The following is a 26,301-nucleotide window of genomic DNA, read 5'->3' as shown; positions in this document are numbered from 1 at the left end:
GCTGAATCACTGGTATGAAAACCCGGGGAGGCACCGGGAATACGGAAGTTGTGTTTGCCCCGGTTGCTTATTCTTCCGCTGGCTTCTCCGGTTCAGCTTTCTCCGTTTCCTTTTCTGCAGATTTGGGTTTTTTGGCCGCTTTCTTCACCGGAGCTTTCTCCTTTGCCACCTTTTTAGCAGGTTCCTTACGGGCTGTCTTCACAGGTTTTTCAACGGCAATCACCGCTTCCTCCACAGGAGCAGGAACAACAGGTTCCGGAACAACAATAACCGATTCATCCACCACAGCTTCCACTACGACCGGTACCTTTTTCACTTCCTTTTCCTTTGGAGCTGAAACCAAACGAGCAGAAGTTTTCCTCTTTTTACGGGACCGGCGAACACCATAAGATCCAATCGTAATTTTTCCCCTTTTCGATTTTTTATCACCTTTTCCCATTGGTTAGATTTTTTAATACATATTTGAGATGCAAAAGTAGGAAAAAAACATCCCTCAACTGCGCATCCGCAAATTCATAAATTCTTTTTCATACGCATGGGGCTTTTTCACCACTTGACTGGTCCACTGGATCAGGGTATCAATTTTTTCAGCATCACTGAGCTGCCAGTTGATCATTGATTTTCGCAGCCTTTGCGTCAAATCATATAGACAGATGGCAGCCGATACAGAGATATTGAAACTTTCAGTAAATCCGACCATCGGGATCCGTACGGAGCAATCGGCCATCTCCAAGGCAGCAGTGCTCAGGCCGTTGAGCTCCGTCCCGAAAAGGAGGGCAGTTTTCCGATTCAGGGGCAGATCATTCAACAGGTAATCTTCACGGTGGGGGGAGGTTGCCACGATGACATACCCTTTTTCTTTCAGTGCAGCAAGACAGTCCTTGGTGTTTTCCTCCTGTCCGCTATGTTTTATTATGTTGAGCCATTTCGTGGAACCCAGTGTTATGTCGGGATTGACAGAGAAACTGTGCTTATTTTCAATGATATGGATATCCTGTATCCCGAAACAATCACAGGATCTCACCACTGCACTTGCATTGTGTGATTGATAGATATCTTCCAGCACAATGGTTATATGCCTGGTCCGGCACTGAATGATTTCTCCGAACCGGCGTTGTTTGTTCCGGCTGACAAACTGCAGCAGGTAATCCAGGTACTCCTTTTTCAAGTTTTCATCCATCGGCTGAAGATAAAAAAAGCTCCGGTCTTCACCGGAGCTCATCCTGCTTAATTTCGTACATTTTTTATCTGACAATGCCTTTTAACTCTGCACCCGGTTTGAACTGGGCGATTTTTCTGGCAGGGACTTTAATTTCCTTGCCGGTGCGCGGATTTCTTGCAACGCGTGCAGCACGCTTCGCAACACTGAACGTTCCAAAACCAACGAGTGTGACCTTTTCTCCTTTTTTAAGGGAACCTGATGTCACTTTAAGGAATGCTTCTAACGCTTTTTTAGCACTCGCTTTGGTTAAATTTGATTCGGACGCGATGGCTCCAATGAGATCAGCTTTGTTCATAAGTAATGAGGTTTTGGTGAATGTTTAAGATCCAGGCAAAGGTAACCCATAATAACATCCAAATCAAGTAAAAATCGTGATTTATTTATTTTCTTGCCTCACAGCTCTTTTGATTCGCTCGTTTAAATAATTTTTGAATGAATAGGCCAATGATTTCAAAAAACCATACTTTTGCAAAAATTTCAAGAAATGGTCAAAAAGAAAGACAAAGCAGAAGAAAATATCCTGGCAGTTGAAGAGGCGTTAAGCAAGACGGAAGTTTTCATAGAGAAACATCAAAAAATTCTCTATATCATCATCTTCGCCATCATTGTCATTGTTCTGGGTATTTTCGGATTCAAGAGATTGTACCTTGCTCCCAGGGAAAAGGATGCACAGTCCCAGATGTTCATGGCCGAGAAATACTTCGAAAAAGACTCTCTTAGGCTTGCACTGAACGGAGACGGCAATTACCTTGGCTTTCTTGACATCATTGATGATTATAAACTTACAAAGACTGCCACACTGGCGCATTATTATTCCGGTCTGTGTTATCTCCACCTGGGCGAGTTTCAGAATGCCATCAACTACCTGGAAAAGTTCAAAAGCAAAGACCACATCGTATCATCCATGGCCTTCGGAGCCTTGGGGGACGCCTACCTTGAGCTGGACAACAGGGAGAAGGCACTGAATTATTACCTGAAGGCAGCTGATCATAACACCAATGCCTATACCACCCCGATGTTCCTGTTGAAAGCGGGAATGACCTACGAATTGAAGGGCGACTATACGGAAGCACTTAAACTTTACGAACGTGTCCGGGATGAGTTCAAAACCAGTTCTGAGTTCAGGAACATCGATAAATACATTGCCAGGGTGAAAGGCTTCTTGGGAACGAACCCATGATAGCCCCTACCCTGCTTTTAACAGCTATCCGCCAGCAAGGTCACACCGATCCATACCCATGGGGAGTGGAGTAATCACCGTACGGTAAAACGTATGTCACTCCGTATCATATATATGGGCAGTCCTGATTTCGCCATTGGCCCCCTGTCGATGCTGATCGAAAAGGGATACACCATTCCTGCCGTTGTTACTGTCCCGGATAAGCCAGCGGGCAGGGGCCGAAAAATCAGTATCTCCCCCGTAAAACGCTTTGCGATGTCAAGGCAGATACCTGTCCTGCAGCCGGAGAACCTACACGAGGAATCATTCATCAGCCAGTTGCGCAACCTGGATCCCGACCTGCAGATCGTGGTGGCATTCAGGATACTGCCGGAAGTCATCTGGAAAATACCCGCAAAAGGCACCTTCAACCTTCACGCATCCCTTCTGCCCCAATACAGAGGGGCAGCACCCATACAGTGGGCACTGATCAACGGAGAAACTGAAACCGGGGTTACCACGTTTTTCCTGGATAAAACAGTGGATACAGGTAAAATCCTGCTGCAGGAAAAAGTCCGGATCCATCCCGATGAAACTGCCGGGGAACTCCGCGACCGCCTAATGGCAGAAGGATCCCTGCTGGTCATGCGAACCGTTGAACTGATCGGTACCGGTTCTTATACGTTGATCGATCAATCCATCCCGGGCCCGGAGGAACGGTTCCTTAAAAAGGCGCCAAAGATCAGAAAAGAGGATTGCCGGCTTGACTGGACCAGTAGCAGCCTGGCCATCCATAACCGAATCAGGGGATTATCACCTGCTCCGGGTGCCTATGCTGAATTCACCATCCCCGGAAAGGAACCCTTCCAGCTTAAAATATACCGTTCACACCTTCAACTTTCCCCCATTCACCAACCACCCGGACACATCGTCACTGATCACCGGTCGTGCCTCGGCATAACCACGGGTGATGGAATTGTCTGTCTTGACGAAGTTCAATTTCCCTCAAAAAAAAGGATGACGATCAGCGAATTTCTCAGGGGTTTTAGCCTTCCGGAAAACCTTCGAACCCTCTGAAACGCTGATTTTGCAAGGTTTTTATTAACAAATGCGCCGTTTTATCAACATTTAGGCGGGTTTCAGAAGGTCGGTGCTTGCTATTCCTTGATAATGAAGTATCTTTGCGCATCACTTAATTGATCTTCTGATAAGATTAATTTATTCACCTAATTTAAAATCTAGAAACAATGAACAAAGCGGAATTAGTTGAAGCCATCGCTTCAAATGCTGGTCTCACAAAAGCGGATTCGAAAAGAGCATTGGATGCTTTCCTGAAAGCCACATCAGGTGCGCTGAAAAAAGGTGAAAGAGTAGCGCTCGTCGGTTTTGGTTCTTTCCAGGTTGCCAAACGCGCTGCCAGAAAAGCCATTAGTCCGCAGACCAAGAAGGTGATCAATATTCCTGCTAAGAAAGTTGTCAGGTTCAAAGCTGGTAACAATCTGGCCGGAATGGTGAAGTAATTCTTCTTTTCGGAGCAAAAAAGCTGATCGCGCCCTTATGTGTGATCAGCTTTTTTTTTTATGGCGACCAGAGGTACCGGTAAGGCAGGGCAGCATCCGGCCCGGCATAATCCACCCCGATACGGGGAGAAGACACCATCTGACCAGCGGATACCACTACTCCCCGGTCCTCAATCCATAGCGCATCTCCTGTTTTTGACCTGACAAGGGGCAGTCCCGTCAGTCCGGTGGTAATGCCCAAGGCCCTGGAAACCAAACCAGGCCCGGCCAGGTGAAACCGGAGCTCCACCTTCCTGTCAAGCCTTTGCGCTATCACATCGCATCCGTGGGTCACCGCGATCCCTCTGACCAGAATGGCATCCGGGATATCCTCAACATTTGTTACAACATTGAACAAAGAATGGATCCCGTAACAGAGGTATACATAGGCTACGCCTCCCCCGGCGTACATTACCCGGGTCCTCTTTGTCATCCGGCCTCCGTAAGCGTGGGAAGCGCGATCGTGTATTCCCCGGTAGGCTTCTGTTTCCGTGATCATCCCGCCCGCCAGCTGATTGCCGATACGCGTAAACAAAACTTTCCCTAGTAATAAGCGGGCCAGCTCGTTCACATCATCGCGCGTGTAAAACGAACGGTCGAGTACTATCGTGTCTTGTCTGCCCATTGAAGTTGCTGCCTTGGATTTAAGGTAATTTTCTCCTGGTCCATCAGCCACCTCACGACCTGGACCACTTTATCCTCATGAATGACACCTGTTGCCTTTACCAGCTCAGTGATCGTCATGGGACGCTGCAGGAGAAGGTTTCTCACGGTATCCGCAAGGTGTTTTCGTTCGTTTTCGGTGCCGGCCTTCCTTCCGGATGCCAGGCAGCAATCACACGCACCACAGGGATGAGCACCTGTTTCACCGAAATAGGCCAGAAGTTGCTGGCTCCTGCACCGGTCGGCGGTGGATAAATAGGTCATTACGGATTCAAGCCGTTTCCAGGCCACCTCTTTCCGATGGGCATACATACTTTCCGTTAAACCAAGGTGGGATCCCTCCACCCGGGCGCGCGTAAAGGTCAGCTGAGGTTTGTCCTTGCGCGGAAGATAGGTCAGGATGTCATTTTCGTGCAGCCTTTGCAACATTTTTACCGCCTCTTCACAGCTCAATCCGGTCCTGCGCGCTATCAAAGCTTCGTCAATACGGACAAAATCACTGAAAAGTCCACTGTACGAACGTAATAGCGTCTTGATGAAGGTATCGGCCGAAGGATGGGCAACCTGGAAATGATAAAGGACTTCCTTATCCACTTTGATGTAAATTTTTGAGGCTGCATTGATGGCCTCATTCATTAAGATGTACCCTTCCCTTTCAAGGACTTTCAGCGCGTTGAACGCCGCCACCTGGGGTATTGTGTATTGTTTGCAGAAAGTACTAAGCTCAAAATCAAACTGTTGGTCCTCGCCCGTCCCTGCGGGGATACCGAAATAATTACCTAATGAGTTGTAGATCGCTTTAATGGTTGCGGTATCCGGAAAAGAAGAACGGAAATTAGAGATTGCCTGATCAATGTCAGCCTTTTCATAAAGCATGACCGCGTAGGATGGCTTCTCATCGCGTCCGGCCCTGCCTGCCTCCTGGAAATAGGCTTCCAGGTTGTCGGTGAGGTCCAGGTGGACCACATAGCGCACATCCGGCTTGTCGATGCCCATTCCAAAAGCATTCGTCGCAACGATCACATCCGATCTGCCACTCATCCATTCATCCTGTCGCTTTTCCCGGATCGCGGGATCAAGCCCGGCGTGATAGAATCCGGCGCGGATATGGTTTTGCGTAAGAAACCGGGCAATTTCCTGTGTCTTTCTCCTGTTCCGGACATAAATAACACCTGTCCCTCCAACGTTCCGGATGATCCTCAGCAATCGTCCCGTTTTATCTTCCTCTTTGAACACAAGATAGGTCAGGTTCTTTCTCTCAAAACTTTTCTGAAAAACATTCTTCCGGGCGAAGTTCAGTTTCTCCTGAATATCCTCTACCACTTCCGGCGTTGCCGTGGCTGTGAGTGCAAGGACCGGCACACCTGTTAAAAATTCACGGATCAGGGCAATCTCAAGGTAAGGGGGCCGGAAGTCATACCCCCACTGCGAAATGCAATGGGCTTCATCCACGGCCAGCAGACTTACCTTCATTTGCTTCAGCGCCTCAATGAACCTTTCCGTCCGGAGACGTTCGGGAGAAACGTACAGGAACCTGATCCCGCCAAAAAGGCAATTATCCAGTGTGACATCAATTTCCTGCCGGTCCATACCCGAATAAATGGCAGCTGCCCGAATACCCTTTTTATTCAGGTTCATCACCTGGTCTTTCATCAAGGCAATGAGGGGTGAAATGACCAGGGTGATCCCGTGTAAGGCCATTCCAGGAACCTGAAAGCACACCGATTTCCCGCCCCCTGTCGGCAGCAGCGCCAGCGTATCCATGCCGCTCAGCACCGATTGTATGATCTCCTGCTGCAACGGCCTGAAGGAAGAAAAACCCCAGTATTGTTTCAGGATCCCGTGAATGTTCTGCATCTCCCGCATGCTTTTCTGTCCTTTGCTAATCGGTTTTATAATTACAGATAATCTGTCCTTCTTGTGGCTGTAGCTCCTTTCTGATCATCAGAGCAATGTTTTCCACGTGCTGGGTATGCGGGAACATATCCACAGGCTGCACCCTGTCGAGCCTGTAATGGTCCTTCAACAAGGCAATATCCCTGGCCTGGGTAGCCGGATTGCACGATATGTACACGATTTTCGCCGGTGAGGCAGCGATCAGCTGCCTGATCACTTTTTCGTGCATGCCTGCACGTGGCGGGTCCGTAATGACAATGTCGGGAGTTCCGTTCGAATCAATAAAGGAACCGGTCAGCACCTCGGCAAGGTCACCGCAAAAAAACCTGGTGTTGAAAATATGGTTGAATCGTGCGTTTTCATTGGCATCTCCGATCGCCGACTCCACATTATCAATACCAATCACCCGGCCGGCCTTTCCGGCCAGATAACAGGCAATGGTCCCTGTCCCTGTGTAAAGATCATACACCAAATCCGTTTCGCACGGATTGGCAAAAGTAGCAGCGATCCTATACAGCTCGGCAGCCTGGAGGGTGTTCGTCTGAAAAAATGAAACGGGACTCAGCTTGAAGCGCAACAGCTTGTCTGTGCCGAAGGCAGGAAGGGTTTCCACGATGTACGGCGTTCCCTTGTACAGCTTCATTTCCTGATCCGTTATGGTATCGTTCCGTTTCCCGTTGATCACATAAATCAGGGAGGTGATGCGGGGGAACCGTTCTGCAAGGTGCCGGAGCAGCGCAAGGATAACGGGTTCATCATTGATCCTGAACACGAGGATGACCATCCATTCTCCAAGCCTGGTATTTCGTATGATCAGGTTGCGAAGCAACCCGGTCCCTCGTTTGACATCATAGAATTCCAGATCATTTTCAATGGCGAATGCCTTGACTTCCAGCCGTATGGCATTCGAAGGCTCTTCCTGGAGCCTGCATTCACGTATATCCAGTACCCTGTCGTACATCCCGGGAAGATGGAAACCAAGCGCTCTCATATCCCTTGAAGGCTCGTCAGCATCCTCAGGATCCGTCAACCATTTGCGGTTCGAAAAGGTGAATTCAAGCTTGTTCCGGTAATCAGTAGTCCGTACGGAAGGCAGGATCGGTGCAACCTGGTTCACATCCAGTTTCCCGATGCGTTCAAAATTGTCTTCAACCTGTTTCTGCTTGAAATGCAACTGCTCGCTGTACTTCAGGTGTTGCCATTTGCATCCTCCGCAGAGTCCAAAATGCGGACAAAAAGGATCTTCCCGTTTCTCGGATCGCCGGTGGAACCTGACGATCCGTCCTTCGGCGAACGATTTCTTCAGTGTGGTCAATTGGATATCCACCAGGTCACCGGGAGCTCCGAAAGGAACAAAGATGACCAGGTCTCCGGCCCTCGCCACAGCTTTTCCTTCCGATCCGGCATCCGATATTTCCACCTTCCCGATCAAAGGCAGGGATTTTTTTTCTTTCCGTCTCATGGCAGGCAAACAATTCAAACTTCGGTGCAAAATTACGATTTAAATGTTGTTTGAATTTGGCGGGATTTGACCTATATTTACCCCCTGATAACAATCTCCTGTTCTTCACCGCCTATGGTCCGCCTGATTGAATGGTTAGAGCACCACCAGTTCCCCTGCATTTACCAGAAGGTGCTGGGGATACCCTGCCCCGGATGCGGACTGCAGCGCTCCTTCATTGAGTTGCTGAAAGGCAATTTCGTGGAAAGTTTCCACCTGTACCCGCCCCTGCTGCCCGTACTCTTTCTGTTTGTTTTTCTGGGATTGCATCTTATGTTCAAATTCAGGTACGGTGCTTTGTACCTGAAGATTTTTGCTATGTTTACAGGTGCGTTGATGGTTTGCAACTACATTATTACAATCATTTTGTCACATTAATACTATCAAAAAATGGAAAATACGACGGATCCGACGAACCAGGCGAACGGCAGTATCCCTGCTTCAGCTCCTTCCCCTGTTCAGGAAGTGCTTCCCAACTCAACAGCCGTACTCATCATGGGCATCTTATCCATTATCGTGTGCTGTGGGCTGGGATTGGTCCTGTCCATCATTGCCCTGGTAATGGCTTCCAAAGGGAAGAGGCTCTATGAGGCCAATCCGGGAAAATACGCCGAAGGCTCTTATAATAATATGAAGGCTGGAAAAATCTGTGCGATCATCGGTTTAATCATCAATCTGCTGGTCAGCCTCTACTACTTGATCGTGATTGTCATCATCGGAGCAGCATTTTCTTTCATTCCGTGGGAGATGTGCACGACTTAATCTGTTCAACCTATGAAGATCTTACCGATTGAGAAAGCCCGTCAGGGAGATGCTTATACTATTGATAATGAGCCAATTACGGATATCGATTTGATGGAAAGGGCTGCGCTGGCCCTGAAGAGCTGGTTTCTGAACAACATTTCGAAGGATCTGACGATCAAAATCTTCTGTGGCACGGGGAACAATGGTGGTGATGGCCTGGCCCTGGCACGGCTGCTGACCGTGGAAGGTTACCACGTGGAAGCCTCTGTCCTCCGGTCAGGACAGAACCTCTCGCCTGCCTGTCAGGTGAATTACGACCGGTTGTTCAAAAAATCAGGCGTCAGGATCTATGACCTGAGTGAAGAGGATGATTTCCCTGAAATCAGTGGCGAGGACATTGTTGTGGATGCGATTTTCGGATCGGGGTTATCACGTCCCGTCAAGGGATTTCCTGCCGGGCTGATCAAACACATCAATAAGAACAATGCCGTTGTCATTGCAGTTGACGTACCCTCGGGTTTATTTTGCGATGACAGCAACAGCCATCACCAGGGAGCCATTATCGAAGCCGACGTGACCCTGACCTTTCAGTTCCCGAAATATGCTTTTTTATTTGCTGAAAATTTTAAATACGCTGGATTATGGGAAGTATTGCCCATAGGGATCCACGAAGATTTCATCCGGGAAGTGGAGGTGGATAATTACCTGACCGGGATGGAGGATTGCAGATCCATTTACCGGCCCCGGGTAAAGTATGCGCACAAAGGGCATTTCGGTCATGCCCTGCTGATTGCGGGAAGCTACGGAAAGATGGGAGCGGCGGTACTGGCATCCCGGGCCTGCCTGCGGGCGGGTGCGGGTCTGCTGACCACCCATGTTCCTGCGCGCGGCTTTGGTGTGATGCAGACCGCCGTTCCGGAAGCAATGGCATCCATTGATGTCTCGGAATATTCCTTTTCGGGCCTGATTGAACTGTCGAACTTCAATGCCATTGGAATCGGGCCCGGGATAGGGGTGAAAGAAGAGACCCAGAAAGCGTTAAAACTATTGATACAGGGGGCTGAGATACCCATCCTTTTTGATGCGGACGCCATCAACATCCTGGGAACCAACAAAACCTGGCTGTCGTTCTTACCGAAACATTGCATTTTCACTCCCCACCCAAAAGAGTTTGAGCGGCTGGTCGGAAAATCGAACAATGATTTTGACCGGACCCAGATGCAACGGGAATTTTCGTTCAAATACCAGTCGTATATTGTCCTGAAAGGGGCGCATACCTGCATTTCCTGCCCTGATGGAAGATGTTATTTCAACAGCACCGGCAATCCCGGAATGGCCACCGGCGGCAGCGGAGACGTTCTGACAGGGGTCATCCTTGGATTGCTGGCTCAATACTACCATCCGAAAGAAGCAAGTATCCTGGGTGTCTACCTGCATGGCCTGGCCGGTGACCTCTTCGTGGAGAAATTCAGCATGGAAGCGCTGATCGCTTCGGATATCATCGAAAACCTCGGGCAGGCATTCCTGAAGATCAGGGGATAGGAACGGCAACTTCGGGTAGTCCGGCCACTTCTTCGGCCAGATCCACTTCCAGCCGTAAATTCTCAATGATGAATAACTGACGCTCAGGCGTATTCCGGCCCATATAGAAGTCAAGCATCTCCGTGATCTTTGCTGTTTTCTGAAGGATGACCGGCTCAAGCCGCATGGAGGAACCGATAAAATGCTTGAACTCATCGGGAGATATCTCCCCGAGACCCTTAAATCGGGTGATCTCAGGATTTTTACCCAGTTTTCGGATCGCCTCCTGCTTTTCCTCATCGGAATAGCAGTAAATGGTTTCCTTTTTATTTCTGACCCGGAACAACGGCGTCTGCAGGATATACAGGTGACCGGCCCTGACCAGGTCAGGATAGAACTGCAGGAAAAATGTGAGCAGAAGCAACCGGATATGCATGCCATCCACATCGGCATCGGTGGCGACCACGACATTGTTGTATCGCAGATTTTCCAGCCCATCTTCAATGTTGAGGGCAGTTTGCAAAAGGTTCAGTTCGTCGTTCTGGTAAACGACCTTTTTGCTCAGGGCGAAACAATTCAGTGGTTTTCCCTTGAGGCTGAACACCGCCTGAATGTTGACATCGCGTGATTTGGTTATGGATCCGCTGGCGGAATCCCCTTCCGTGATAAAAAGCGTTGTTTCCAGCCTTCGCTCGTCATTATCCTGGTAATGGATCCGGCAATCCCTGAGCTTCTTGTTATGCAGGCTGGCCTTTTTCATGCTGTCTTTCGACAGTTTCTTGATGCTGGCGATTTCCTTCCGCTCCTTTTCCGACTGAAGTATCTTTTTAAGCAGGGCATCAGCCGTATCCGGATTCATGTGAAGGTAATTGTCCAGATGCCGTTTGAGGATGTCGTGTATGTAATTCCGGATGGTCGTACCCCCCGGTTCCAGATGAACGGATCCAAGCTTGGTCTTTGTCTGCGACTCAAAAACCGGCTCCTGAATTTTGATACTCATCGCAGCAACGATCGCAGAACGGACGTCGTTGGTATCAAAATCCTTTTTATAGAACTCCCTGACCGTTTTGACCACTGCTTCCCGGAATGCGGACAGGTGTGTCCCGCCCTGGGGCGTGAACTGTCCGTTGACAAAGGCATAATACTCTTCTCCGTAAAGTTTGGCGCTGTGGGTGATGGCACATTCAAAATCAACCTCCCGGATGTGAATGATGGGATAGATCAGCGGATTGCCGTTGATGTTGCGCGTGAGCAGATCCAGCAGGCCATTCCTGGCCCTGAAACGCTGGCCGTTGAAAACAATGGTCAGGCCGTTGTTCAGAAATGCATAATTCCATAACAACTGTTCAACGTATTCAGGAATATAATGAAAATTCCCAAAGAGCTGATCATCCGGGACAAAGGTCACAATGGTTCCGGCAGCCAGTTCCTTCTCTTCCAGCAATTCCTCCTTCAACAGGGCTCCCCGCTCAAACTCAGCGGTCATTACCTGCCCGTCGCGGACAGATTGTACCCTGAAAAAAGACGACAGTGCATTGACGGCCTTGGAACCAACACCGTTGAGACCGACTGCCTTTTTAAAAACCTTGGAATCATATTTGGCCCCGGTGTTGATCTTGGAAACACAATCCACGACCTTACCCAGCGGTATGCCCCTTCCATAGTCCCTGACCGTGACCTGCTTATCTTTGACCGTTACCTCGATGGCCGTTCCGAATCCCATGACATATTCGTCGATGGCATTGTCCATGATTTCCTTGACAAGCACATAGATGCCATCATCGTGCGAAGCGCCGTCACCCAGCTTCCCGATGTACATACCAGGCCTCAGCCGGATATGTTCTTTCCAGTCGAGTGACCTGACAGTTTCTTCTGTGTAATTGATCGTCATAAGCATATCCTGCCTGCAGGAACGGCTACAAAAGTAATGGTTGCAGCCTTAGCTTTGGGACAGCACGCATACAATTTTTCAAACAATGACTGTTGAAATCTTTATGGAGAGCAGCGGCGCTCAGCGCTCAAGGATCCAGACATGCTGGTATCCGGGCCCAAGATCATCCTTAACCTGTTTGGCCTCAGTATAGGTTTTGAAATCGTTGATGGAGATCCTGATCTTATTGTCGAACATAATGATCCGAGCCTTATTAAATCCTTTTTCCTGATATTCCTTCAGGACCAGGTTCGCTTTTTCCCGGGTGCTCAGACTGGCAGTGATCAGGTAGTACCGCATACCGGTGACAACAGAAGTCTCTTCGAAAGGAAGATCCTTTTTAGCCAGGGTATCTGCCCTGGCAAGCACCGTTTTATTGCAGGATTCAGGTTCGCCCGCCAGATCGGTCTCCTCCCCCAGCCAGATGATGGCATATCCTTCGTATATGCAGGTTCCCATTGCTCTCCAGGTTTTGGAGGACCATTTTCCTGTATTCAGGATCATCTCATTGAAATGGTTTTGAATCTTCCATTGCGCCAGGGCAGAGGATGGCAGAATGAGATCATTCTCCCAGTAGACGATCTCATAGCCCTTATATTTATATCGGGTTAATTCCTTTGGTTTGTTGTACATACACCCATAGGCCGGAGCGTCATCAGAAAAGCAGCAGGGCGTCCATCTGCCCCTGTCCGACCAGCTGTGAAGATTGCACACCCTGCCGGCTGGTTTGTTATGTGTTAAATCCTTAGCATGCACCTGTGCTACGTAACACAATGATCTGGACAAGGAAATAGCTGGTAAGTGGTGGTCATTCCGATATTGATTGATGATAAGGTACAACTGGTATGAAAGGGAATCAAGGCACTGGCCGGCCTGGGTTTTCCCTGAAACGGAACCCTGAGGATGACCATCCACAGACCAGAGAACAAGTGAAAGGAAGAATAGCAACCAACTGATCTTTTTCTTTTTCAGCATGATAACCTAATCTGATCATCTCCTGATCCCGTTATACTCATTTTTCAGACCAAGGTTACCTGTAGAAGACTGTTTGAAGAATAGTGCCTTTTTAATAAATTGTTTTTCATTGGTTTAACATATTTTAACACAGGGAAACAGATCTGTTGAATCATCCTTGTCTATTTTTGCGGATAAAATCTAATAACGAAAAGAATGGATACGAACATCAAAGAACTCAACGAAAAGATCCAACAGGAAAGCGCCTTTGTTGACCTGATCAACCTGGAGATGCGGAAGGTGATTGTTGGGCAGAAAGGGATGATCGAGCGGTTGCTGATCGGTTTGCTGGCGAATGGGCATATCCTTCTGGAGGGAGTCCCCGGATTGGCCAAAACGCTTGCCATTAAATCGTTAGCAAACATCATCAACGCAAAATTCAGCCGCATCCAATTCACCCCCGACCTCCTTCCTGCTGATCTGATCGGGACCATGATCTACAGTCAGAAGAAGGAAGAATTTGTTGTCAGGAAAGGCCCCCTGTTTGCCAATTTCATTCTGGCGGATGAAATCAACCGATCGCCGGCCAAGGTTCAAAGTGCTTTGCTGGAAGCCATGCAGGAGAAACAGGTCACCATCGGTGAGCAGACCTACCGGCTGGATGAGCCCTTCATCGTGCTGGCCACGCAGAATCCCATCGAACAGGAAGGGACCTATCCCCTTCCCGAAGCGCAGGTCGACCGTTTCATGCTGAAGATCGTGATCTCGTACCCCGACAAGGAAGAGGAAAAACTGATTCTGCGCCAGAATATCGCCAACCAGGAGGCCAAGACATCCACCATCCTGAAGACTTCGGATATCCTGCGGGCAAGGGACATCGTCAGGCAGGTGTACCTGGATGAAAAGATCGAGAATTACATCACCGACATTGTATTCTCGTCAAGGTACCCCAAGGAGTACAAGCTGGCAAAATTTGACGGGTTGATCTATTACGGAGCGTCCCCCCGTGCAAGCATTAACCTGGCGCTGGCAGCGAAATCCTTCGCGTTCATCAAAAGGAGAGGTTATGTGATTCCGGAGGATGTCAGGGCAGTTGCCCTGGACGTGATGCGGCACCGCATTGGATTGACCTATGAGGCGGAGGCAGAAAACATCACCACGGAAGACATCATCAATGAGATATTGAATACCGTTGAAGTACCCTAATCAACAATCCCCTTGGAAACCACCGATATTTTAAAACGCGTCAGGAAAATTGAGATAAAGACACGCGGTCTTTCCAACCAGCTCTTCTCGGGACACTACCATAGTGCGTTCAAGGGAAGGGGCATGGCCTTTTCGGAAGTGCGGGAGTACCAGTACGGGGATGACATCCGGAGCATTGACTGGAACGTGACAGCCCGGCTGAATCATCCATTTGTAAAGATCTATGACGAGGAACGCGAACTGACCGTGGTGCTGGTGGTTGACGTCAGCGGATCCAATGAATTCGGCACGCGAAAGCAATTCAAGGAGGAGATGATCACGGAAATCGGGGCTGTTCTTGCCTTTTCGGCCATCCAGAACAACGACAAGGTCGGTGTGATCTTTTTCAGCGACCGCATCGAAAAATTCATTCCACCCAAAAAGGGGACCACGCATATCCTGAGGATCATCCGGGAACTGATCGACTTCAAGCCACAAAGCAACAAAACCAATATTGCGGAAGCAATGCGTTATCTCACCAATGCCATCAAAAAGCGCAGCATCGTTTTTCTTCTCACCGATTTTGTCGACCGGCATTTCGATGACGCCCTCAAAATTGCCGACAAAAAGCATGACCTGGTGTGTATCAAGGTCTATGACCCCAGAGAAACTGAACTTCCTAACATCGGGATGGTGCGTGTCAAAGATGCGGAAACCGGCAAAACCGGCTGGATGGATACCGGCAGACAGACGCTCCGCGTCCAGTATCAAAACTGGTTCAGGGAACAGGAGCAAAACCTGAATGGATTCTTTAAGCGGAACGGGATTGATTACGTCGTGGTCAGAACAGATGACGACTATATCAAACCCCTTTTGAACCTGTTCAAGCAGCGGGAAGCCCGTCGCTGAAACAAACGATGCAAAATGAATCAATGAAACGGATAAAACATTACCGGCTTTGGCTCTTCATCCTTCTGGCAGGCCTTCTGTCCGTGAAGCAGGGTACATCCGATGCCCAGGAGATCCAGGTTCAGGCAAGCCTTGATACGAGCCTGCTGATGATCGGCGACCAGACCACCCTGACACTGGAAGCGGTGTTTCCGGCATCCTACAGGATCATTTGGCCGGAAATTGGTGATACGCTGATCCGTCAGGTAGAGGTGATCCGGAAATCAACGGTCGATACGCTTCAAACAAATGAGTCCTCCGGGAGCCGAATGCTTCAGCAGAAAGTGATCATCACTTCTTTTGATTCAGGGTATTTTGCGATTCCCCCCTTCGTTTTTCTTTACCAGGAACCTGGAACTAGCGACTATAAGGCCTGCCAGACGGAAGCGCTGCTGCTGGGGATTGACAGCCCGGATGTTGACCTGAGTAGTGATATCAGGGATATCAAAGGGCCGCTGAAAGTGCCGGTTACCTTTGCAGAGATCTGGCCCTGGATCCTGGCTGCCCTGTTGCTTGCCGGAGGGATCATCTTCCTTGTTTACTACCTCCGCAAAAGAAAAAAAGCCCAACCCCTGGTGACCTTCAGGCATAAGCCTCCTCAGCCAGCGCATATCGTTGCACTGGATGAACTGGAAAAACTCAGGTCGAAAAAATTATGGCAGGCGGGAAAAGTCAAGCAATACCATACAGAATTGACCGATATCATACGAAACTATATCACGGCAAGATTCGGCATCCATGCCATTGAATTGGTAACGCCCGAGATTCTCGATGCACTGGATGGCAAATCCGTTGAATCCATCACAAGGTCGAAGCTAAAAGAGATGCTTGAACTGGCGGACCTTGTGAAGTTTGCAAAGGAAAATCCCCTGCCCGACCAGCAGGAACGAAGCATGAACCAGGCCATTGATTTTGTGAAGGAAACCATTCATGCCGTTGAAGAGCTGCAATCGGCTGAAAAAATGGCACTTAATGACAACAAACAGGTATCCACATAAGGTATGACTCTGAGCGAAATAGAATTTGCAAATCCCGGATTTCTGTATCTGCTGATCATCCTTCCCCTGTTGGTGACCTGGTACTGGTTTCGCAACCGGAAGTACCATGCCGACATTCAGGTTCCATCGATGGAATCCATCCTGAAATCCGGCCGAAGCCCCAGGGAGTACCTGTATCACGGACTTTTCGGCCTGCGCCTGCTGGCAGCCAGCCTGCTCATCATTGCACTGGCCAGGCCCCAGACCAGCACCAGAAAACAGGATGTAACGATCGAAGGCATCGACATTGTGCTGGCGATGGATATTTCGGGAAGCATGCTGGCGGAAGATTTTCAGCCCAACAGGCTGGAAGCCAGTAAAAAAGTGGCCAGTGAGTTTGTGGGTGGCCGGCCGAACGACCGGATGGGCCTCGTCGTTTTCAGCGGTGAAACGTTCACCCAGTGTCCACTGACCACCGACCATTCTGTTTTACTGAACCTTTTCAAAGACATCAAAAGCGGAATGATCGAAGACGGAACCGCCATCGGCGACGGGCTGGCCACTGCTGTCAACCGGTTAAAGGAAAGCCAGGCAATCAGCAAGGTCATCATCCTTTTAACGGACGGAGAGAACAACATGGGCTCCATTGATCCCTTATCGGCCGGCGAGATTGCCAAGGTATTCGGCATCCGTGTGTATACCATCGGAGTGGGAACAATTGGGACAGCGCCTTATCCCGTCCAGACACCCTTTGGCACACGGTACCAGAACCTGGAAGTGCGCATCGACGAACCGCTGCTGAAAGAAATCGCCGCGATGACAGGTGCCCGGTATTTCAGGGCCACCGACAACCAGAAGCTGACGGAAATCTATCAGGAAATTGACCGGCTGGAAAAATCAAAGATCGATGTGACAGAGTTCAGGAAAAAAAATGAAGAGTTCCTGCCCTTTGCGCTGCTCGCCGGCCTGGTCATCCTGCTGGAAGTGATCCTGAGATATACGGTTTTCAGAAGTATACCCTAAAACAAAATAAATCTGACGAAATCAAATGATCCGTTTTGCACATCCTGACCTGCTCTATCTCCTGTTACTGATCCCGGTCTTTATGGTGGCCTTTCTCCTTCTCCTGCAGTGGAAGAAAAAAGCCAGAAAAAAATTTGGCGATTCCCTGGTCATTGGCCGTCTGATACCCGATTATTCCAAAAGCCGGTTCACCATTAAATTCATCTTTCTCCTGATGGCATCGGTTTTCCTCATCATTGGCCTGGCTGATCCCCAGGTGGGCTCCAAACTGGTCAAGGCAGAAAGAAAAGGGATTGATATCGTGCTGGCACTGGACGTATCCAACAGCATGCTGGCTGAGGACATTCAGCCCAGCCGTCTTGAGCGGGCCAAACAATCCATTTCCAAGCTCATCGATGAACTTCGGAGCGACAGGATCGGCATGATCGTTTTCGCCGGCAAAGCCTATACCCAGCTCCCCATCACCACGGATTATGTGGCTGCAAAATTGTTCCTGTCAACCGTTACAACAGATGCCGTTCCCGTCCAGGGTACCGCTATCGGGGATGCCATTGAACTGGCAATGAAATCATTTGAGGAAAACAATATGCACAGCAAAGCCATTATTATTATTACCGATGGCGAAAATCACGAAGGTGATGCACTCACTAAGGCCAAAGAAGCAGCTGACAAAGGGATCCATATCTATACGATCGGGATGGGATTGCCCGAGGGTGCACCGATACCTGTATTTCAGGGACAAAATAAGATCGGATATAAAAAAGACAGACAGGGCAATACCATCGTGACCAAACTGAACGAAACCATGCTTCAGCAAATAGCTTCGGCGGGACAGGGTGTCTATGTGCGCGCAAATAATGTTTCTGCAGGATTGTCAAAAATCTTTGATGAAATCAACAAGCTGAATAAAACAGAGATTGACTCAACGATGTTTTCGGATTATGAGGACCGCTTTCAATACTTTCTGGTGGTCAGTCTGATTTTTCTGATCCTGGAACTAATGGTCATCGAACGTAAAAGCAAATGGGTCAGGAATCTGAATCTTTTTCATCTGAAACAGCAATCGCAATGAAAATGACGCATCGGATTTTCTCAGAAAACATAAAACTGATGGTTTCCCTGGCGCTGATCGTGTGGCCATCGCTTCTGGTTTTTCCGCAGGCAGAGAATAAATTGATCAGGCAGGGTAATCGCCAGTATCACGATGAAAATTATAAAGAAGCTGAAATCGAATACAGGAAATCACTGGATAAGAATGAAGCTTCCGTTGCGGGCAGGTACAACCTTGGAACATCCCTTTACCGGCAAAAGAACCATCAGGAAGCCATCCTTTCTTTTGATTCGGTCTTGAAAGCGTATCCCAATGATAAGATCCGGTCACAATCCTATTACAATCTGGGGAACTCCCTGCTGAAATTCTCCCAGGATTCTGCCGGAGCCCAATCCAATGCCCTTCAGGGAAGCATAGAAGCGTACAAACAAGCCCTGCGGCTGAATCCCGGCGACAGTGCAGCCAGGTACAATCTGGCCTATGCCCAGCGCCTGCTTCAAAAGCAGCAGCAACAGCAGGGTCAGGGACAGCAGGATCAGCAAAACCAGGATCAGCAGGGTCAACAGGATCAACAGGACCAGCAGCAGAACCAGCAGCAACAGGATCAGCAGCAGAACCAGCAGCAACAGGATCAGCAACAGGAACAGCAACGGGAACAGCAACGGGAACAACAGGCTCAGCCGAGGGAAATTTCAAAACAGGATGCCGAGCGAATGCTTGAAGCAATGAAAAACGATGAAAAAAATACACTGGAGAAGCTAAGAAAGCAACAGGTCAGCAGTCAGCGGGTGACTATTGAGAAAGACTGGTAGCAGAAGTCAGTAACCATTTTGATGACAGAACATGGATCGACAGACAAACAATAGCGGATACCCCTTTACGGGATGGATGTTCTTCCTGCTGTTGCTCGTGACCTGGTTCATTCCCGGGCTCATCGCAGCACAGACCGTCCAGTTCACGGCATCTGCCCGTCAGAGCGTCAGCGTCGGGGAACAATTCCGGCTGATCTTCTCCGCCAATGCCGATGGCAAGGACTTCAAGGCGCCGCCATTGAATGATTTTCGCATCCTGTCGGGGCCCAATCCTTCCACCAGCTCCAGCATACAGATCATCAACGGGCAGGTATCCCGGTCGGTGACCCTCTCCTATGGATACATACTTCAAGCCATCAAGGAAGGCGAGTTTCAGATCCAGCCGGCCCAAATCACCGTGGATGGCAGGCAGTATGAGTCGAACACGCTCGCCATCCGGGTCAATGCTGCAGGCGGGCAGCCCTCATCCGGATCACAGGCCCCGTCAGCACCTGCAGCCCGACCGTCGGAAGATGCCGGTAGCATCGGGCAGGCTGCTATCTTCATCCGTACATCGGTCAGCAAAAAAGAACCCTACCAGGGAGAACAGGTCATTGTGTCGCACAAAATCTACACACAGGTTGGCATCAGCCAGTACGGTGTTGAAAAATTCCCTTCCTACAATGGGTTTTGGACCCAGGAGCTCCAGAACATCCAGGATGAGCCCGGCAAACATAATGAGGTCATTAACGGACAGGAATATCTTGTGGCTGAAATAAGTAAGGTTGCGCTGTTTCCGGTAAAAAGCGGAACGCTGACCATCGAACCCATGGAATTAAATGTGGTAGCGCAGGTCAGAAGGTCAAGGAGCCGTTCGCGCGATCCCTTTGAGGATTTTTTCAACGACCCCTTCTTCGGCGGCAGCTATCAGAATGTACAGAAAAAAATCGTGTCCAATCCGGTCACCATCGAAGTAAAGCCTCTGCCAACAACCAACCAGCCTGCCGAATTCAAAGGGGTTGTCGGTAAGTATACCTTTAAATCGAACATCGATAAAACCAGCGTTGATGTCAATGAGGCGATCAACCTGAAGTTTACCATCCTTGGGGAAGGCAACATACGCCTCATTGATGAATTGAAGGCTACGTTTCCTCCTGACTTTGAGGTATATGACCCCAAGGTTTCCTTTAACCTGAATAAGAACAGCCAGGGCATATCCGGAGTAAAAACGTTTGAGTATTTGATCATTCCAAGAAATTCCGGAAACTTCAAGATCAAACCGGTTGTGTTCAGCTATTTTGATCCGAATCAGGGGACCTATGTCACGCAGGCATCTCCCCTTTATGAGATCTCTGTCAGCAAAGGAGTTTCCTCAGGCCCCGACATTGCTTACAGCGGTGTCGTCCAGCAGGATGTTCAATATATTGGAAGCGATATCCGTCATATCAAGAACAATCCGGTCCAATTAAAACCGAAAGGCAAGACATTGTTCGGTTCGCTCACCCATATCCTTTTGATGCTCATCCCCTTACTGCTTGCCATTTTCCTCACGCTGTTCATCCGGCAGCAAATCAGTAAAAGAAACAATGTCCGGTGGATGAAAACACAGAAAGCCACAAAAGTTGCACGCACACGACTGAAGAAGGCCGCTGAGTACCTGAAGTCGCTTCAGGAAAAGGAATTTTACAATGAGGTATCCCAGGCATTATGGGGGTATATCAGTGATAAATTCAATCTCCCGCTGGCTGACCTGTCGATGGATTCAGTACATGAGACGCTGAAAAATAAAAACATTAAAGATGCAATCGTTGAGCAGTTCATTGAAACGTTGAATCATTGCGAATATGCCAGGTTCGCCCCGGGTGCAAAATCCGAGAACATGGATAAGATCTATGAAGAAGCCCTGAATGTGATCAGCAAAACGGAACGGGAACTGAAATGAGAGGAGAGAGGAGAGAGGAGAAAGGAGAAAGGAGAAAGGAGAAAGGAGAAAGGAGAAAGGAGAAAGTAAATGACCACAAATGACGATGAATGACAACGAATGACCACTAATAACAACGAATAACCATGAATAACCTCAGACTGTGTATTATCGGATTATTGTTGATGATGGTAGATGCAGGATATGCCGGGATCAACGAGGAGCTCGTGGAAAAGGCCAACAAGGATTATGCGGAAGGATTGTATTCGAATGCCATTGAAGGTTATGTCAGGGTGCTGCAAAACGGGTACGAATCAGTGGAGGTATATTACAATCTCGGGAATGCGTATTTCAAGACCGATGATCTGCCATCTGCCATACTGCATTACGAAAAAGCTAAAAAGTTAAAGCCCAATGATCCGGATATTCTGTTCAATTTGAATGTGGCCAGCAACAGGATAAAAGATAAGATTGAGGCCGTACCGGTTCTTTTTTACAAGCGGTGGTGGAACCAGCTGGTGAATACATTCAGCCTTGACGGATGGACCAAATTTCACATAGCCTGCTTTGTACTTTTCCTTATGGTGGCTGCTTTTTTCTTCATTTCAAGGAAAGTCGTCATCCGTAAAATCTCATTCTGGGCGGGATTGCTTCTGTTTACCAGCTCTCTGCTGACTTTTGGCATTGCATTGCAACAAAACAGCTCCCATCAACAGGTAAAGGAAGCGATCGTCTTCGATCCCAGCCTGACGGTCAAGAGTTCGCCTTCGGAGAACAGTGTTGACCTTTTTGTCGTCCACGAAGGCACGAAGGTAGCCATTACCGATGAACTGGGTGAGTGGTATGAAATACGCATTGCCAGCGGAAGTACGGGCTGGATCCCCGGTTCTTCCGTTAAAAGTATCTGATGCTGTCTGACAAGAGGCAACTTTCTCAGGTTCCTTTCTGATCAGATTAATTTTATATAATTTTGCGCCTTGTTTTCAAAAAACGAATGTTAATAGTTAAATAAACCACTTAACCAATCATTACCTTTATGAAAAAACGTATACCTTTTGTACTTGCATTTGTTGTCCTGGTTTTCTGGGGCCATGCACAGAATGCTGACACGTTGGTTGGTCCCTGGAAGAATGGCGGCAAGTTTGCCCTGAACTTCTCACAGTCATCGCTGACCAACTGGGCACCGGGCGGACAGAATTCCCTGGCGCTCAATTCATTTTTCAATTACTTTGCTGACTATGCCAAAGACAAGTCCCTGTGGGAAAACAGGCTGGATCTTGCTTATGGATTTTTGAAAGAGGGGGAGGCTGATATCAGAAAGAGTGATGACAAGATCGATTTTTCATCAAAATATGGCATGAAGGCAACCCAGAAACTCTACTACGCTGCGTTGCTCACCTTCAAGAGCCAGTTCAGCGAAGGATATAATTATCCTGATGATTCCGTTGTGATCTCCCGCTTCCTGGCCCCCGGTTATCTGACCGTCGGACTTGGCATGGACTGGAAGCCTGTAGACTATTTTTCCTTTTTCCTGTCACCTGCCACAGCCCGCTGGATCATCGTCACAGATGATGACCTGTCAAACATAGGGGCATACGGAGTTGATCCGGGAGATAAGGTCCGGACAGAGGTGGGTGCGATGGCCCGCCTGGAGTTTCTTAAGGATATCCTGAAAAACGTAAACCTAAAGTCTAAACTTGAACTCTTCTCCAACTACCTTGACCAGCCACAGAATGTTGATGTTTACTGGGATAACATGTTTGTAATGACCATCAACAAATATTTATCAACATCCCTGAACCTTACCCTGGCCTATGATGACAACCTGAGGATTACAGACAAGGATGGCAAGACAGGGCCACGGACTCAGTTCAAGGAAGTGTTCGGGATTGGGCTCACCTACGGTTTCGGAGATGCCAAATGATGGGTTGTTCAGGATCTCAGCCGGTCAAGTGAACGCACGAGGCGCTCGTCCTTCTTAATGCCATACATGGCCAGCACAAGGAACACCAGGGAAATCAGCGGAAAAACCGATCCAAGTCTGTAAACTGTCTGAATGGCCAGGTCCTTGGATAGTTTATCCGTGTAAAAGAAAAACAATACGATCAGGACGATATTCAGCAGGATGGCGAAATTGACCGATCGTAACTGCCTCAGGCGTTTTCTGAACTGAAAAATGCCAAGAGCAATCAATACCAGGATAAGCACTGAAATGATGATCAGTGGCATGTAAAACAAGAATTTGTAGGATACCTCAAGGGTGTCAGGTTGTTTTTCCAATCCGTAAAGAAAAAAGGAGACTGTTCCCAGATACGTATCGATGGAGTCTCCGTATGTATAGGCTGCAACCGGGAAGAAAAACGCCAGAATGATGGCCAGAAAAGCAATTATAAGATAAACGGTCTGGATGCGTTGTATCATGGCAGGGGTTTAAACATTTATTGATGTAAAAGTACGAATGATTTTATGGTTGAAGTTGTTCCGGGTTAATTTATTTGTATATTTGCACCTGAAATTCTGCAGCTAGATTCGATAGCTTATCGTTGTTTAATGGTTGTCTGATATAATTCGAGCGCGTAGAGGGGACTTTAATTACTTTCACATTTATTTTTTCATTTATCTTCTGAAAACAGGAATTTCCTCATTTATTTTATAAAAAATGTATCATATTAATGAATTAAACGAAAAGCTTTTAACCGAGCTTAAAGAGATTGCCAAAGATCTCCATATTTCCTACAGTGACAATTTAAAAAAACAGGATCTGATCAATCTGATCCTGGATCACCAGGCCGATAATCCGACTGAAGAAATCGTCCAGAAAGAAAAGAAGGGACCCAAAAAGTCCCTGCGTCTTCGGCGCAAAAGAACTACGGGAGACACTGACCGCAAAATGGAGAAAACGGAACTTTTCCCCTTTGCAGAAGAGCTGCCCGAACCCCGTCCGGAAATGATCCCGGACTTTATGGAGGAACCAGATTCGGGTGAAGAAATTTTCAATGTCATGGAGGGTGAAACGTTCAGTCTTGACCTGGAAGAACCACCATCCATCACCCAGGCCCAGGAACCGGAGCTTGAAACTGCTGAAGCCGACCAGGAAAAAGAACTGGTGGCTCCAAGGCCATTCAAGGACAGGGCAGGCAGGGAGCCCGGATATCGCAACAAGCACATTGAAAGACACAAGGATGAATTTACTTTTGAGTTTGAAGGTATTGTCACTGCAGAAGGCGTCCTTGAGATCATGCCTGACGGATATGGATTTTTGCGCTCCTCAGATTATAACTACCTGAACTCCCCTGACGATGTTTACGTGTCACAATCCCAGATCAAGCTCTTCGGACTGAAAACCGGGGATACGGTCCAGGGAAGCATACGTCCCCCAAAAGAGGGAGAGAAATATTTCCCGCTGATCAAAGTTGAAATGATCAACGGGCGGGATCCTGAAGATACACGTGACCGCATACCGTTTGATTATCTAACGCCCCTGTTTCCGCTGGAAAAATTCAAGCTGACCGGACATCCCCAGGAAACGCTGTCAACGCGAATCATCGATCTTTTTACACCCATCGGAAAAGGGCAAAGAGGATTGATCGTTGCCCAGCCAAAAACCGGGAAAACGGTCCTTTTGAAAGAAATAGCCAATGCGATCGCCTACAATCATCCTGAAGCTTACCTGATCATCCTGCTGATCGATGAAAGGCCGGAAGAGGTCACGGATATGGAGCGCAGTGTGAATGCGGAAGTCATTTCCTCCACATTCGACGAACCTGCTGAACGTCACGTCAGAATATCATCCATAGTGCTTGAAAAAGCAAAACGAATGGTGGAATGCGGGCACGATGTGGTCATCCTGCTTGATTCGATCACGCGTCTGGCCAGAGCCCACAACACCGTGATGCCTGCCTCCGGCAAAGTACTCTCCGGAGGTGTGGAAGCCAATGCGCTTCAGAAGCCCAAACGGTTCTTCGGCGCTGCCCGCAAGATCGAAGGAGGAGGATCCCTGACGATCATCGCCACGGCACTGATCGATACCGGCTCCAAAATGGACGAGGTGATCTTTGAGGAATTCAAGGGCACCGGTAACATGGAACTTCAGCTCGACCGCAAGCTGTCCAACAAACGCATCTGGCCCGCCATCGACATTGTGGCCTCCAGTACGCGGCGTGAAGAGCTGCTTCTTGACAAGGAAACACTGCAGCGGATCTGGATCCTGCGTAACCACCTGGGCGACATGAATCCGCTGGAAGCCATGGAGTTCCTCAAGGACAAGATGAAATTTACGCAGTCGAACGAGGAATTCCTCATCTCGATGAATGCTTAAATAAAAAAAGGTGCTTCGGCACCTTTTTTTATGTTGTAATCTTTTTTGCAAGAGCCGGCACGTCCATCCCGCCGAAATCCCCCGAACTCATCATCAACAGGTTAGTCTTGTTCCAGTTAAATCCCAAAAGGTCATTCAATAACCTTTTGGCGTCCGTATACACTTTCAAAGCCGGATTGTTGAATGCCTCCCTGACCTGCTCAGGATGTATCTCCGGCAGGCGCTTTAGCTGAATGGCATGCGGATTATAATAAACCAACGGATGATCCGCCATTGCCATCGTATTTGCATAATGCGAAAGAAAATGCCCGCTCAGGCTGCTGAACGTGTGCAACTCAATGCACGCCACCAGTAAACGATCCGGGTATTGTTCCTTTACGGCCTCCACCGTGGCCTTCAGTTTGGAGGGGGCATGGGCGAAGTCGAAAAATACAGCAGTTTGCCCGTTTGCAGCCAATAATTCGAGCCGCCTGGCCGCCCCGTCAAAGGTACGCATCGCACCGTAAAAGTCGCCGTCATCCACCCCCAGCTCCCGGCAGACCATCCTCGCCCCTTCCAGATTGATCAGGTTGTGCCGGCCAAAGACCTTCAGCGGAATGGGTTCGTCACCAGGCAGGATCGAGGTGATACCGTGATCTATCCGGTAAGCAGGCATTCGATAGGGAATCATTTTCACCCCCTCCCTGGCCGAAAGGACGACATCCCTTACCTGAGCATCCTCTGCATTGTATACCAGCGTGCCGTCAGAGGGGATAAGACCTGCAAAGATCCGGAACTGCTCCAGGTAGCATTCGAAGGTGGGGAACACGTTGATGTGGTCCCAGGCGATACCGCTGATCAGAGCAATATCTGGCCGATAGACGTGGAATTTTGGCCGTTTGTCGAGGGCAGATGTCAGGTATTCATCCCCTTCGAACAACATCAACCTGCTGTCATCT

The 26,301-nt window shown here is 48.6% G+C and carries 26 protein-coding genes; 15 read left to right on the top strand and 11 right to left on the bottom strand.

Annotation, left to right across the window (positions count from 1 at the left end):
- Positions 1–67: 67 nt before the first annotated feature.
- From PKI34_02270 to PKI34_02260, 3 genes are all read right to left on the bottom strand, one after another.
- Complete coding sequence (locus PKI34_02270) at positions 68–316, bottom strand: hypothetical protein (GenBank protein HNS16631.1); 249 nt, start codon at positions 314–316, stop codon at positions 68–70.
- 177 nt (positions 317–493) lie between these two features.
- The gene (locus tag PKI34_02265; protein HNS16630.1) at positions 494–1,180 is read right to left on the bottom strand and encodes an RNA methyltransferase; all 687 of its coding nucleotides are present in this window, start codon (positions 1,178–1,180) and stop codon (positions 494–496) included.
- A 64-nt stretch (positions 1,181–1,244) separates the two neighbouring features.
- Entirely contained in the window at positions 1,245–1,517 is a 273-nt protein-coding gene (locus PKI34_02260; protein ID HNS16629.1) for an HU family DNA-binding protein, read from the bottom strand.
- Positions 1,518–1,706: 189 nt separating this feature from the next.
- On the opposite strand from PKI34_02260, the gene PKI34_02255 reads away from it, so the two are divergent.
- The 3 genes from PKI34_02255 to PKI34_02245 all read left to right on the top strand — a co-directional run bounded on the left by PKI34_02255 (position 1,707) and on the right by PKI34_02245 (position 3,901).
- Positions 1,707–2,402 (top strand): tetratricopeptide repeat protein, encoded by a 696-nt coding sequence (locus tag PKI34_02255; GenBank protein ID HNS16628.1) that lies wholly within the window; start codon positions 1,707–1,709, stop codon positions 2,400–2,402.
- Positions 2,403–2,495: 93 nt separating this feature from the next.
- Positions 2,496–3,458, top strand: a complete 963-nt coding sequence (gene fmt / locus PKI34_02250; GenBank protein HNS16627.1) for a methionyl-tRNA formyltransferase — start codon at positions 2,496–2,498, stop codon at positions 3,456–3,458.
- 170 nt (positions 3,459–3,628) lie between these two features.
- A complete protein-coding gene (locus tag PKI34_02245; GenBank protein HNS16626.1) occupies positions 3,629–3,901 on the top strand; it encodes an HU family DNA-binding protein in 273 nt (90 codons plus the stop codon).
- Positions 3,902–3,959: 58 nt separating this feature from the next.
- Here the strand turns inward: PKI34_02245 and PKI34_02240 are convergent, their stop codons facing one another.
- From PKI34_02240 to PKI34_02225, 4 genes are all read right to left on the bottom strand, one after another.
- Entirely contained in the window at positions 3,960–4,565 is a 606-nt protein-coding gene (locus PKI34_02240; GenBank protein HNS16625.1) for a DNA-3-methyladenine glycosylase, read from the bottom strand.
- The gene (locus tag PKI34_02235) at positions 4,544–6,460 is read right to left on the bottom strand and encodes an ATP-dependent DNA helicase RecQ (protein HNS16624.1); all 1,917 of its coding nucleotides are present in this window, start codon (positions 6,458–6,460) and stop codon (positions 4,544–4,546) included. Before PKI34_02235 ends, PKI34_02240 begins: the two co-directional genes overlap by 22 nt.
- Positions 6,461–6,485: 25 nt before the next feature.
- Positions 6,486–7,961 (bottom strand): 23S rRNA (uracil(1939)-C(5))-methyltransferase RlmD, encoded by a 1,476-nt coding sequence (rlmD, locus tag PKI34_02230; protein ID HNS16623.1) that lies wholly within the window; start codon positions 7,959–7,961, stop codon positions 6,486–6,488.
- 135 nt (positions 7,962–8,096) lie between these two features.
- A complete protein-coding gene (locus PKI34_02225) occupies positions 8,097–8,270 on the bottom strand; it encodes a hypothetical protein (GenBank protein HNS16622.1) in 174 nt (57 codons plus the stop codon).
- A 120-nt stretch (positions 8,271–8,390) separates the two neighbouring features.
- Between PKI34_02225 and PKI34_02220 the strand changes: the two genes are divergently transcribed.
- Positions 8,391–8,762, top strand: coding sequence for a CCC motif membrane protein (locus PKI34_02220; GenBank protein HNS16621.1), 372 nt, complete (start codon positions 8,391–8,393; stop codon positions 8,760–8,762).
- A gap of 12 nt (positions 8,763–8,774) precedes the next feature.
- Positions 8,775–10,286, top strand: coding sequence for an NAD(P)H-hydrate dehydratase (locus tag PKI34_02215; protein HNS16620.1), 1,512 nt, complete (start codon positions 8,775–8,777; stop codon positions 10,284–10,286).
- Here PKI34_02215 and PKI34_02210 read toward each other — a convergent pair.
- Together PKI34_02210 and PKI34_02205 are read right to left on the bottom strand one after the other, a co-directional pair.
- Positions 10,276–12,156: a DNA topoisomerase IV subunit B gene (locus tag PKI34_02210; protein HNS16619.1), complete on the bottom strand. Its 1,881-nt coding sequence runs from the start codon at positions 12,154–12,156 to the stop codon at positions 10,276–10,278. The genes PKI34_02215 and PKI34_02210 overlap by 11 nt on opposite strands.
- Before the next feature lie 120 nt (positions 12,157–12,276).
- A complete protein-coding gene (locus tag PKI34_02205; protein HNS16618.1) occupies positions 12,277–13,170 on the bottom strand; it encodes a hypothetical protein in 894 nt (297 codons plus the stop codon).
- Between the two features lie 195 nt (positions 13,171–13,365).
- On the opposite strand from PKI34_02205, the gene PKI34_02200 reads away from it, so the two are divergent.
- From PKI34_02200 to PKI34_02160, 9 genes are all read left to right on the top strand, one after another.
- Entirely contained in the window at positions 13,366–14,355 is a 990-nt protein-coding gene (locus PKI34_02200; protein ID HNS16617.1) for an AAA family ATPase, read from the top strand.
- A gap of 12 nt (positions 14,356–14,367) precedes the next feature.
- Complete coding sequence (locus tag PKI34_02195) at positions 14,368–15,243, top strand: DUF58 domain-containing protein (GenBank protein HNS16616.1); 876 nt, start codon at positions 14,368–14,370, stop codon at positions 15,241–15,243.
- Between the two features lie 23 nt (positions 15,244–15,266).
- A complete protein-coding gene (locus PKI34_02190) occupies positions 15,267–16,280 on the top strand; it encodes a DUF4381 family protein (protein ID HNS16615.1) in 1,014 nt (337 codons plus the stop codon).
- 18 nt (positions 16,281–16,298) lie between these two features.
- Positions 16,299–17,282 carry a VWA domain-containing protein gene (locus PKI34_02185; protein HNS16614.1) on the top strand — a complete coding sequence of 328 codons (984 nt, stop codon included), beginning with the start codon at positions 16,299–16,301 and terminating at the stop codon, positions 17,280–17,282.
- 25 nt (positions 17,283–17,307) lie between these two features.
- On the top strand, positions 17,308–18,354 hold the full coding sequence (locus tag PKI34_02180) for a VWA domain-containing protein (GenBank protein HNS16613.1): 1,047 nt from the start codon (positions 17,308–17,310) through the stop codon (positions 18,352–18,354).
- Positions 18,355–18,356: 2 nt separating this feature from the next.
- Positions 18,357–19,145, top strand: a complete 789-nt coding sequence (locus PKI34_02175) for a tetratricopeptide repeat protein (protein HNS16612.1) — start codon at positions 18,357–18,359, stop codon at positions 19,143–19,145.
- Positions 19,146–19,176: 31 nt separating this feature from the next.
- Entirely contained in the window at positions 19,177–21,066 is a 1,890-nt protein-coding gene (locus PKI34_02170) for a BatD family protein (protein ID HNS16611.1), read from the top strand.
- Positions 21,067–21,191: 125 nt separating this feature from the next.
- Positions 21,192–21,953 carry a tetratricopeptide repeat protein gene (locus PKI34_02165; protein HNS16610.1) on the top strand — a complete coding sequence of 254 codons (762 nt, stop codon included), beginning with the start codon at positions 21,192–21,194 and terminating at the stop codon, positions 21,951–21,953.
- A gap of 128 nt (positions 21,954–22,081) precedes the next feature.
- The gene (locus PKI34_02160; protein HNS16609.1) at positions 22,082–22,969 is read left to right on the top strand and encodes a DUF3078 domain-containing protein; all 888 of its coding nucleotides are present in this window, start codon (positions 22,082–22,084) and stop codon (positions 22,967–22,969) included.
- Between the two features lie 8 nt (positions 22,970–22,977).
- On the opposite strand, the gene PKI34_02155 is transcribed toward PKI34_02160, so the two are convergent.
- On the bottom strand, positions 22,978–23,466 hold the full coding sequence (locus PKI34_02155; GenBank protein ID HNS16608.1) for a DUF4293 domain-containing protein: 489 nt from the start codon (positions 23,464–23,466) through the stop codon (positions 22,978–22,980).
- Between the two features lie 238 nt (positions 23,467–23,704).
- On the opposite strand from PKI34_02155, the gene rho reads away from it, so the two are divergent.
- Positions 23,705–25,363: a transcription termination factor Rho gene (rho, locus tag PKI34_02150; protein HNS16607.1), complete on the top strand. Its 1,659-nt coding sequence runs from the start codon at positions 23,705–23,707 to the stop codon at positions 25,361–25,363.
- Positions 25,364–25,391: 28 nt separating this feature from the next.
- Here the strand turns inward: rho and PKI34_02145 are convergent.
- On the bottom strand, positions 25,392–26,301 hold a 910-nt coding region (locus PKI34_02145), incomplete at its 5' end, for a Mur ligase family protein (GenBank protein ID HNS16606.1).

The sequence above is a fragment of the Bacteroidales bacterium genome (genome assembly GCA_035342335.1).
In the GTDB taxonomy this organism is placed as follows: domain Bacteria; phylum Bacteroidota; class Bacteroidia; order Bacteroidales; family JAGONC01; genus JAGONC01.
Note: the sequence above shows the minus strand (reverse complement) of the source record. Positions and strands in the feature narration are given on the sequence as shown.

Excerpts from the sequence above, each read along its gene's own strand:
- PKI34_02160 (HNS16609.1), top strand. The coding sequence starts at position 22,082 with ATGAAAAAACGTATACCTTTTGTACTTGCATTTGTTGTCCTGGTTTTC.
- PKI34_02245 (HNS16626.1), top strand. The coding sequence starts at position 3,629 with ATGAACAAAGCGGAATTAGTTGAAGCCATCGCTTCAAATGCTGGTCTC.
- PKI34_02165 (HNS16610.1), top strand. The coding sequence starts at position 21,192 with ATGAATAACCTCAGACTGTGTATTATCGGATTATTGTTGATGATGGTA.
- PKI34_02225 (HNS16622.1), bottom strand. The coding sequence starts at position 8,270 with ATGCAATCCCAGAAAAACAAACAGAAAGAGTACGGGCAGCAGGGGCGG.
- PKI34_02265 (HNS16630.1), bottom strand. The coding sequence starts at position 1,180 with ATGGATGAAAACTTGAAAAAGGAGTACCTGGATTACCTGCTGCAGTTT.
- PKI34_02220 (HNS16621.1), top strand. The coding sequence starts at position 8,391 with ATGGAAAATACGACGGATCCGACGAACCAGGCGAACGGCAGTATCCCT.
- PKI34_02180 (HNS16613.1), top strand. The coding sequence starts at position 17,308 with ATGATCCGTTTTGCACATCCTGACCTGCTCTATCTCCTGTTACTGATC.
- rlmD (HNS16623.1), bottom strand. The coding sequence starts at position 7,961 with ATGAGACGGAAAGAAAAAAAATCCCTGCCTTTGATCGGGAAGGTGGAA.
- rho (HNS16607.1), top strand. The coding sequence starts at position 23,705 with ATGTATCATATTAATGAATTAAACGAAAAGCTTTTAACCGAGCTTAAA.
- PKI34_02235 (HNS16624.1), bottom strand. The coding sequence starts at position 6,460 with ATGCAGAACATTCACGGGATCCTGAAACAATACTGGGGTTTTTCTTCC.
- PKI34_02190 (HNS16615.1), top strand. The coding sequence starts at position 15,267 with ATGAAACGGATAAAACATTACCGGCTTTGGCTCTTCATCCTTCTGGCA.
- PKI34_02210 (HNS16619.1), bottom strand. The coding sequence starts at position 12,156 with ATGACGATCAATTACACAGAAGAAACTGTCAGGTCACTCGACTGGAAA.
- PKI34_02200 (HNS16617.1), top strand. The coding sequence starts at position 13,366 with ATGGATACGAACATCAAAGAACTCAACGAAAAGATCCAACAGGAAAGC.
- PKI34_02170 (HNS16611.1), top strand. The coding sequence starts at position 19,177 with ATGGATCGACAGACAAACAATAGCGGATACCCCTTTACGGGATGGATG.
- PKI34_02205 (HNS16618.1), bottom strand. The coding sequence starts at position 13,170 with ATGCTGAAAAAGAAAAAGATCAGTTGGTTGCTATTCTTCCTTTCACTT.
- fmt (HNS16627.1), top strand. The coding sequence starts at position 2,496 with ATGTCACTCCGTATCATATATATGGGCAGTCCTGATTTCGCCATTGGC.
- PKI34_02155 (HNS16608.1), bottom strand. The coding sequence starts at position 23,466 with ATGATACAACGCATCCAGACCGTTTATCTTATAATTGCTTTTCTGGCC.
- PKI34_02175 (HNS16612.1), top strand. The coding sequence starts at position 18,357 with ATGACGCATCGGATTTTCTCAGAAAACATAAAACTGATGGTTTCCCTG.
- PKI34_02255 (HNS16628.1), top strand. The coding sequence starts at position 1,707 with ATGGTCAAAAAGAAAGACAAAGCAGAAGAAAATATCCTGGCAGTTGAA.
- PKI34_02215 (HNS16620.1), top strand. The coding sequence starts at position 8,775 with ATGAAGATCTTACCGATTGAGAAAGCCCGTCAGGGAGATGCTTATACT.
- PKI34_02260 (HNS16629.1), bottom strand. The coding sequence starts at position 1,517 with ATGAACAAAGCTGATCTCATTGGAGCCATCGCGTCCGAATCAAATTTA.
- PKI34_02240 (HNS16625.1), bottom strand. The coding sequence starts at position 4,565 with ATGGGCAGACAAGACACGATAGTACTCGACCGTTCGTTTTACACGCGC.